Origin of the sequence: Micromonospora sp. LOL_024, assembly GCF_048060415.1 — a bacterium.
In the GTDB taxonomy this organism is placed as follows: domain Bacteria; phylum Actinomycetota; class Actinomycetes; order Mycobacteriales; family Micromonosporaceae; genus Micromonospora.
On record NZ_JBHMIS010000063.1, the window covers coordinates 1 to 9,129 of the forward strand.

Here is a 9,129-nt window from a genome sequence, read left to right on the forward strand (position 1 = left end):
GAACCGGTGGTGGTGAGCCCCCTCCACGGGCACCAGCGGCGTGCTGGTGAGCGCGCACGACCGTGGAATCGGCCTGAGCGTCCCAGTCGATGTCACCGTCAGCCTCCCAGCCCACCGGCGAAACCGTTCATGACTGGTCTTCCACGGCCCGTACCGCTCGGGCACGTCCCGCCACGGCGACCCGGTCCGCTTCACCCAGCAGATCCCGTTGATCACCTACCGGTGATCACGCCACCGCCCACCACGACGGGACTGCGCGGGCAGCAACGGCTCCAACACCGCCCACTCGGCATCAGTCACATCAAAACGCGCCACGACCAAACAACGAACCACCACCAAGATCCGCCGGACACCACCTAGCTCTGTCTGGTGCACGTGACTGCCATCGGCTTCCTGCGCTCCCGGTCGTCGGTCCGGGCCGCGCCGACGAAGACCGCCTTTCGGCGCCGTCGTCAACCACGTCACGCCGGCGACCTCGGCACCGTCCTTCAGGGCCAGCCACTCCGGCGCGCAGATTCGACCACGCCCTCTAGAGGGTCAGGAGCGCGAACTCTCGATCGGCACGGAAACGGCTCCCTCGCGCCGCAATGCCTCGATCCGCGCTGCGGAGTAGCCTAGTTCCCGCAACACGGCTTCCGTGTGCTCCCCCAGCTCCGGCACAGGGCCCATCGGCAGCTCGACTCCCGCGACCGTGAAGGGCGGGAGCAACCCACGCACGGCCCCCGACGGCGTATCCACCTGCCGCCAGCGGTTCCGCGCGGCCAGCTGCGGATGCGCCAGCACGTCCCCGATGTCGTTGACCCGGCCGGTCGCGACTCCGACGGCGTCGAGGCACGCGACGATCCGGTCGGCGGGCAGCCGCACGGTGTGCGCCGCGACCAGCGCGTCCACCGTCTCGCGGTGGTGCACACGCGCGACGTTCGTCGCCCAATCCGGATCGGTTGCCAGGTCGGGCCTGCCGAGAAAATCCTCGGCGAACCGCGCCCACTCCCGGTCGTTCTGTACCCCGATCACGACGTCGAGACCGTCCTGAGCGGGAAACGCGCCGTAGGGCACCACGCTGGGATGGGCAAGGCCCATCCTGCGCGGGGACTGCCCGGTCCCCTGGGTGTGATAGAGCTGATAGCCCATCCACTCGGCGGTCGCCTCAAGCATCGAGATCTCGATGGCGGCGCCCCGCCCACTCACCGCCCGGCCCACAAGCGCAGCCAGGGTCGCGGTGAGCGCGTACATGCCCGCCGCGATGTCGGAGGCCGGCAGCCCCGCCTTCGTCCTGCTGTTCTCGGCGCCGGTCGCGGAGACCAGCCCGGCCTCGCACTGAATGAGCATGTCGTAGGCGCGCCGGTCCCGGTAGGGGCCGCTGACGCCGTACCCGGACATGTCGACCGTCACCAGTCGGGAGTGCCTGGCCCGCAGGTCGGCGGCGCCGAGGCCGAGTCGGTCGGCGGAACCCGGCGCGAGGTTCTGCAGGAACACGTCGGCCGTGGCGACGAGGTCAGCGACGACCTCCCGGCCGCCAGGTGACTTCAGGTCCAGCGCGACCGACGCCTTGCCCCGGTTAAGCCAGACGAAGTGACTCGCCATCCCGTTGACGCTGGTGTCGTAGCCACGCGCGAAGTCACCGCCGTCCGGCCGCTCCACCTTGAGCACGCGGGCACCGAGGTCGGCGAGATGGCGCGTTGCGAGCGGCGCGGCCACCGCCTGTTCCAGCGCGACGACCGTGACGCCGGACAGTGGCAGATCCACGCTGTCGTGTCGTTCGTTCTTCGGCACGGCAGGTCACCTTGTCTCTGTATCGAGCGCGACCGGGGTTCTCATTCCGTACCGGGCTGATCTGTACGCTCCGGATGCCGACGCAGTGCGGGCCGCGTACGCAGGTGGGGCGACACCCGAGCCAAGTCCCGCTCGGCGTGTAGCCGGAGGTCTACGGGGTCTGACGAGTCGAGCTCTTCGGGGCTGACGGCGGTGCGGGTCATGGTCCGGGCCTTCCGCGACGGCGAGGGGACAGCGTGGTGCAGCGCGGTGGAGATGTCGCCCGGCGGTCACGGCCAGCACGAGGTTCCGAGCGGTGCGACGCGGTCAAGCCGGTCTCGGTCCGCGAGCCGCAGGCCGCGTTCGGCCAGGGCAGCGGCACCCGCGTGGTCGCAACGACGAACACGGCCGAAATGCTCATTGGCAGTACCGACCCTCACTCCCGAGCATCGTGATCGCCAGGCTGGCCCACCGTCGATCCAACAGTCAGGACTTGCGCTGCGCGACCCAGAGGCCGTCCCGGACCGGCACGATCACGCCTGCGAAGTCGGGGTCGTGGGCCAGCACATCGTTCATGCGCCGCACGCCTGCCAGCTCGTTGGAGGGCGCGTCGACCCTCCCCGCGACGACACCCCCACCGCAGAAGGCATTGTCGATTATGAGGAGTCCGTCCACTTCGAGGTGCGACTTGGTGAGCTGCAGCAGCTCGGTCGCGAGCTTGGGGTCACTGCCGAAGTACCGGTGCTTCATGACGTCCTGAAAGATCAGGTCGTAGACGCCGAGGCTTGGCAGCAGCTCGAACACGTCACCGACGATGATCTCGACCCGGTCGGCAAACCCGGCGCGGTCGATGAAGTCCGCCGCGCGCGTCGCACGCTCCGGATCCAGCTCGATGCTGGTGACCTTGCCGCCTTCCGGCAGTGCGTGCGCGAGCCACAGCGCCGAGTAGCCGATCGCCGTGCCCAACTCCAGCACCCGCATAGCCCGCTCGCCGCACAGCGTGGCGACCATCTGGACAATCGTGCCTTCCAACCGGCCTATGATCGGGATGCCCTCGCCCTCCGCGACCGTCTCGATCTCCGTCATGACGGCCTCGAGGCGTTCGGGCAGCTTCGCCGCGCGCACCAGGGTGGTGGCGAAGACCTCCCTTGGGTCAGTGCTGTCCTGCGGGACGATGGGCAGCGAAGCGTCAATCATGAACTTATCTCTTCCTACTAGTACATGTCGTTGTCTTTGAAATTAGGGGACACTCGGAACGGACGAGTCAGCGGTTAGGCCCCGCGCTTTCCAGGAGTTGGCGCACCTGAAGCTTGTCCAGTACGGCAGGCAGAGCCTCGGGTACCGGGGACGCCGTCCGCCAGGCGACGATCCCGTCAGGCCGTATGAGGCTGGCCCCGGACTCACCGATCCCGTAGCGGGTATCGACATGTCCACGAGGATCGGTTTCCTCGATGTCGGTGCCTACCACAACGGTATCGACTCGGGCGTCCGCCCCACGCCATAACTCGTCGGCGGCAATCAACACCCACTCACCAAAAATGTCCACGGTGGACATGCGAGATCCCGCACACGTGATCCAGACGTGCGGCGCACGGAACCCCGGACGCCCACTGGGTCGCAACGGATCCTCGACGGTGGCTGGATCCGTGTCGTCGATCAGAACGGCTCCGGACCGGTACCGGAACCCGAGAAGCACCTCGGAGTAGCCCACCCCGGCTGGAACCTTGCCAATCAGGTGCGGCGCCATCCGGTTGGCGTAAACAGACATGGACTCGTCAACCACCAGGTGCGCCACCAGCTTGCGTTCCGGTTCGTAGCTGTCCAGCAACCCGGGGCCCGCCGTGCCCTTCACCACCGCGGCCAACTTCCATGCGATGTCGTAGCCGTCGCCGATCGCGGTGTTTCCGCCGAGCCCGCCGGTCGGAGGAGTGACCTTCGCGGCGTCACCGACGAGGAAGACACGGCCGTCCCGCCAGCGGTCAGCAATGTAGGCGGCCATCTCCCACTGCTGGATGTTTAGCAGCTCCGGCTCAAGGTCCGGCATGTTCACCGCGAGCCGGATCAGCTCGACGCAGCGGGCCGGCGGGAAGTCCTCGGGCGACTCACTCCGGTCGGGTGAGTACTCGACAAAGAACGTGTGCCGATTCGGTCTGTCAGTCGGACCGAAGGTCCCGGTGAACGCCGGGTTCTGCAGGTAGTACCACCCGACCGAGCCCGGCGGCAGCACGGCGGACAGGTCGGCCTCGAAGATGACCCCGACGAAGTGTGACAACACCCCCTGTCCGGACCGGGGGATGCCGAGTCGCTCACGCACGGGGCTGGCCGGACCGTCCGCGGCAACCAGGTAGTCCGCGTGCACGATGGACTCCCTGCCAGTCGCCACGTCACGCACCAAGGCGTTCACGCCCGTCGAATCCTGCTCGAACGACACCAGCTCCGTGCCGTACCAAACCTCAGCGCCGTACTCCTTCGCCTGGGCCAGCAGGATCGGCTCCATATGGTCTTGCGCGAGGAAGCCCCAGCCGTGCGGTGTACACGGCGCGGTCGCGGCCATCATCTCGTCGACACTCTCGGCAAAGGTGTGCAACACCTTGCCGCCGACGCTTTCCGCGACCCTAATGGTGAAGTCGCCGTGCTGGCCGCGAAGGTCGTTGGCCTGCTCGACTCGGTCGAGCACACCGCCGATGCGCAGCAGTTCCATGGTGCGCGGGTTCTGTCCGGCCGCCTTCGGATAGATCGAGGTGCCCGAGTGCTTCTCTACGACAAGGGTGCGAACCCCCCGCTTCGCAAGGAACATCGCCGCCGACAGCCCACCGAGTCCCGCACCGACGACAAGTACCTCCACCGTGTCCGTCATGGCTCCTCCTGACTAGTCATGTACGCCGACGAACAGTCCGCGGCCCGCGTGGAGTCCCTCGATGTAGTCGACGGTGAAACCAGCGGCGGCAAAGGCGGCCTCGTACTGCTGACGGGTGAACAGGGTGATCAGGTGGTGTTCGACGAAGTGCCGGGCACCTGCCGCCGCGTCCGCCACGACGTAGTGCACGTCCATCCGGGAGGCGGTGCCTTCGAGCTTCGAGTGCGAAACCCGGGAGATCGTCGTGCCGTCCACCTCGATCACCGAGCCGGTGACGTAGCCGTCAGCGTAGCTCTCCAAAAACCACCACGGATCGACGGCGACGACGCCGCCAGGGGCCAGGTGCTTGGCGAACTGAATCAGCGTGGTGGTCAGCTCCCCGGTGTCGGCCAGGTAGCCGATCGATCCGAACATGCAGCTGATCGCGTCGAAGGTCCTGCCGAGGGCGAACTCACGCATGTCACCGAGATGCAGCACTGCCTGCGGCACGGCGGCCTTGGCGGATCGCATGAACGGTTCGGAGAGCTCCAGTCCCTCGACATGGTCGAAGAGGGTGGCAAACGCCCGCAGATGTGACCCGGTGCCACAGGCGACGTCCAGTAGCGACGAGGCGGCCGTCTTGCGAGCCCCTACCTGCCTCGCCACCTCCTGCGCCTCCGCGAGGTAGTCCTTGCCACGGCCATGGTGGATGAGTTCGAACACGTCGGCAAGCTCGGCTCCGTACATAGGAATCCTCCTACTGGAAGTACGACGTGTGGTCGGCCACCCACTCGGCGAAGGTGCGTGCGGGCACGCCGGTGACCTGTTGGACCGCCGGGGTGACGGGATCGGGGTTAGTAACGGCGATGGCGAAGTAGCCGAGAATCATTCGCACCGAGTCCTCCGGTAGGTACTGGATCATCTCCGCGTGCTTTTCCTCCGGCGTCATCTCCTCGAACCGGATGTCACGACCGATCTGGCCCGCGATGGTGCGTACCTGCTCGACCTGGGTGATCGCCTCCGGCCCGGTGATCGTGTACCGGCCGCCGACGTGCCCGTCCTCAAGCAGGGCGACGGCGGCGACGGCGGCGATGTCCGCTTCGTGGACCAGGGCCTGAGCCGCATCCGGATACGCGGCCCTGACCACCCCCTCGGTCGTGATGGAATGCGCCCAGAACAACGTGTTGCTCGCGAACGCGACGGGCCGCAGGAACGTCCACTCGACGTCGCTCTGCGCCACGGCGTTCTCCACCGCCAAGTGGTCGTCGATGCTGTCCCCGGCGATCTCGTACCGCGTGTTCACCGCGTCGGAAGACAGCACAACGATCCGCCGGACCCCGGCCCGCACCGCGATATCGACGCACTCCTTGGCGGTGTCGGGAACCGGGAACAGATACATCCGGTCCACGCCGGTAAGTGCGGGCCGCAACGAGTCTGGCCGTAGCAGATCACCGTTGACCACCTCGACGCGGGCCCGAAGACTGGCTGCGGGGTTCCGGGACAGCGCCCGTACATTCGCACCCCTGGCCAGCAACTGGTCGACCACATGCCTGCCAACGGATCCGGTTGCACCAGTCACCAGGATCGTCACCTCGTGCCCTCCTCAGAAGTGGCCGGCGGATACATCCATGTCATCGGATGGAGGTCACGGGGAATCCAGGCTGCGGAGGCCTTCTCGGCGTTCACACTCTTCTCTACGAAGGCGATGTTGTGGTAGAAGTGCAGGCCGCCGATCATGTTGTCCGTCCCGGACGCGGTGCGACCGGTGTGTTCCTGGTGGTGCAGCGAGTCCACCAGCGTTTTGAGGAATCCCAGCGACGTGCCCGGATTGTCGAGGTCGGTGGTGCCGCCGTTCCAGCCCGGCCAGTACGAGGTCTGCAGGTCCTCAATCACGTACAGGCCCCCGGGTCGCAGCAGCGGGAACAGGGTCCGGAAGGAGAGGATCACATCGGCGCTGAGGTGGCTGCCGTCGTCGATGACGATGTCGAGGGGGCCGATCCGGCCGGCGAGCTCGGTGAGGAACCCCGCGTCCGCCTGGGATCCCTTGATCGTCCGTAGCCGCGGCTCGTCAAGGCTCGACTTGTCGAAAATATCGAGGCCGTTGATCAGGCCACGGCGGAAGTAGTACTTCCACATTCGCAGCGACTCGCCGCCCTGGTCCGGGGCGTCGTACCCGCCGACACCGATCTCCAGCAGCCGTACCCGGCGGTTTCGGTACCGCTCGAAATGCCGGCCGTAGTGCGGGGTATACCAGTGGTCGGCCCACTTGTCCGACCCGAAACGCAGGGCCAACGTGTCGAGGTCCACCCGCTCCGGCGAGCACGCCTTGAGTACCTGGTGCACGGCCACGGCCGCCGCCCGCCGCTTTGCCAACACGGTGCCCGGGTCGATGGTCCGCGGCGCTGGACCTTCCATCAGCTCGACCTCACGGGTGGCGTGTTCACCGCCGGTCGGCCCGAATACGGCCCTGACAAGCTCGCTGAGGTCCTGACGCACCGTAGCGGGCGGGTCCGGAAGCCATCCCGGTTCCACCGTGGAGACGCCGGGGCCGAGGGTGACCAGATAGCCGAGCCGCTCGTCCGCCGTTCCGAGGTCGAACTGGACAGTGACCCGGGAGTCCGGACCGTCGAACAACACGGCTCGCGACATCACCTCGGTCAGCACCGACACGGCGTCCCCGGCGCTGACCGCGGCCCTCGTATCCTCCTCGACCCCGTCCGCGATCGTCAGCAGCTTCTCCACGCTTCTCCCCTCCGAGGTCGTCGGGCCGATGTTTGCCTGGTTACCTCGGAAACCATTTGAGAACCGGTAGGTACGGCTGTTGCGAGCGGGATTGGATCCGGGCGGAGAAGGGTGGGGCGTCGACGGTGTCCGACCAGTGGCTTGCATTCAGGAGGACAAGTGACGATCTTGGTGACCGGTGCGACCGGGAGCGTCGGCCGCAAGGTGATCGACCAGCTGATGGCAGCGAACGAACACGTGCGGGCTTCCAGCCGCAACCCCGCCACTGCGGGACTGCCTGCCGGCGTAGAGGTGGTTCTGGGCGACCTCGGCCGGATGGAGACGTTGCCCGCTCTGTTCGACGGCGTAGAGAGGATGTACCTGATCTCGATCAACGGCGACCGCGTGTTGGACGCCCCCGCTGAGGTTATCGACCTCGCCAAGCAGGCAGGGGTGCGGCGGGTCGTGTCGCTGTCGTCCTCCGGCCGGCCGTACTTTTCGGTGGAGCAGGCGATTGAGGCATCTGGTCTGGAGTGGACACATGTAAGGCCCGGCGAGTTCGCCACGACCAAGATCGACGCGTGGGCGCCAACCATTCGTGCGGAAGGCCTAGCCCGCAGTGCCTACCTCGACGTGCCCACCGTCCCCGTCCACGAGGCGGACATCGCCAGCGTGGTGGTCACCTCGCTACTCGAGGACGGCCACGTCGGCCGGATTTACGAGCTGACGGGCCCGGTGCAGATCACACAGCGCGAACAGATCCAGGCCGTCGGCAAGGCGATTGGCAAGCGGATTGTCATCGAGGAGCTCAGCCCGGCCGAGGCCCGGGCAAACATGATCCGGGAAGGCTGGCCGGAGATTATCGTTGACCACATCCTCGGCTACTTCGTCGAGTGGGAGTTGGAGCCACCGGTGGCTACCACGACCGTCTTCGACGTCACCGGTAGGCCGGGGCGCACGTTCGCCGAGTGGGCGGTCGACCACGCGGACGACTTCCGCTGACCTTGGTCTTCCGTCAGCAGGCGATCATCAGGGCGTTCGCAAGGTCGAGGTATGTCCGTTCTAGGTGAGTCCGAGTATTTGTCGTGATCGGTGTGGGTATCGGCTGTTTCGGCACAGGTTGGTGCGATCGAGGTGGCGCCGCTGAGGCGGAGAAGGCTGATCGCGGTGTTGCGTAGGGTGGCCAGTGCGCGGGGCGCGTTGCCGGTGCGCGGCCGGCTGGCGTCCTCGCGGTAGGTCGTGTCGCGAATATGGTGAAGGATTTCGATGGTCCAGTGAGGTGATCTCAACAAGGATCTACGGGCGGTTCGGGATGACACAGGCGTAGTGGCCATAGTGGACAGCTTGGGATATGGGCGTGGAGCCATCGGTAGACAGGTTCTTGCGACGGAATCAGTCTCCGAGATGGCTCCACGTGATCACGTTCTCTGCCCGGCTCGACGTCCCCAGGGAACTCGTGCGACACGTGGCGCGGCTGCTTCGCGCTGAGCGTCGGGCGGTGGGCACTCGCCGCCGAGCCAGGGCGTTGACGTGCTTCTACCAGGCGCTTCTGGTGTTGGTGTGGTTCCGCAAGGGCGAGGACAAGACCACCCTCGGAGCCGGCTACGGGGTGTCCAGCGCCACCGCGTACCGCTACGTCGCTGAGGCCGTGCGGGTCCTCGCGGCGCAGACACCGACCCTGCACGACGCGCTGCGTCGGGTCGCCGTGACGGCTGGTCGCACGTGATCCTCGACGGTAAGCTGTTCGACACCGACCGCGTCGCCGAGACCACCGTGAGCGTGAAAGGCGACACGATCGACGCCTGGTACTCCGGGAAACA

General features: G+C 66.8%; 8 protein-coding genes and 1 pseudogene. 2 read left to right on the forward strand and 7 right to left on the reverse strand.

From position 1 onward, the window contains the following. The 7 genes and pseudogenes from ACFHWY_RS26995 to ACFHWY_RS27025 form a co-directional block, all read right to left on the reverse strand. Nucleotides 1–315 (reverse strand): annotated as a pseudogene (locus ACFHWY_RS26995) (transposase); the annotation flags it as partial. A 222-nt stretch (nt 316–537) separates the two neighbouring features. Next, a complete protein-coding gene (locus ACFHWY_RS27000; RefSeq protein WP_416583068.1) occupies nt 538–1,773 on the reverse strand; it encodes a CaiB/BaiF CoA transferase family protein in 1,236 nt (411 codons plus the stop codon). A 465-nt stretch (nt 1,774–2,238) separates the two neighbouring features. Next, entirely contained in the window at nt 2,239–2,949 is a 711-nt protein-coding gene (locus tag ACFHWY_RS27005; protein ID WP_416583069.1) for an O-methyltransferase, read from the reverse strand. A 67-nt stretch (nt 2,950–3,016) separates the two neighbouring features. Next, nucleotides 3,017–4,609 (reverse strand): aklavinone 12-hydroxylase RdmE, encoded by a 1,593-nt coding sequence (gene rdmE, locus ACFHWY_RS27010; RefSeq protein ID WP_416583070.1) that lies wholly within the window; start codon nt 4,607–4,609, stop codon nt 3,017–3,019. 12 nt (nt 4,610–4,621) lie between these two features. After that, on the reverse strand, nt 4,622–5,335 hold the full coding sequence (locus ACFHWY_RS27015; RefSeq protein WP_416583071.1) for a class I SAM-dependent methyltransferase: 714 nt from the start codon (nt 5,333–5,335) through the stop codon (nt 4,622–4,624). Between the two features lie 10 nt (nt 5,336–5,345). Beyond that, nucleotides 5,346–6,179, reverse strand: a complete 834-nt coding sequence (locus tag ACFHWY_RS27020; protein WP_416583072.1) for an NAD(P)H-binding protein — start codon at nt 6,177–6,179, stop codon at nt 5,346–5,348. Beyond that, nucleotides 6,176–7,330: a class I SAM-dependent methyltransferase gene (locus tag ACFHWY_RS27025; protein ID WP_416583073.1), complete on the reverse strand. Its 1,155-nt coding sequence runs from the start codon at nt 7,328–7,330 to the stop codon at nt 6,176–6,178. The genes ACFHWY_RS27020 and ACFHWY_RS27025 overlap by 4 nt, the downstream gene beginning before the upstream one ends. A gap of 159 nt (nt 7,331–7,489) precedes the next feature. Between ACFHWY_RS27025 and ACFHWY_RS27030 the strand changes: the two genes are divergently transcribed. Continuing rightward, nucleotides 7,490–8,311: an NAD(P)H-binding protein gene (locus ACFHWY_RS27030; protein WP_416583074.1), complete on the forward strand. Its 822-nt coding sequence runs from the start codon at nt 7,490–7,492 to the stop codon at nt 8,309–8,311. Nucleotides 8,312–8,723: 412 nt separating this feature from the next. Then, nucleotides 8,724–9,035 carry a transposase family protein gene (locus ACFHWY_RS27035; protein WP_416583075.1) on the forward strand — a complete coding sequence of 104 codons (312 nt, stop codon included), beginning with the start codon at nt 8,724–8,726 and terminating at the stop codon, nt 9,033–9,035. The last annotated feature ends 94 nt before the right edge of the window (nt 9,036–9,129 follow it).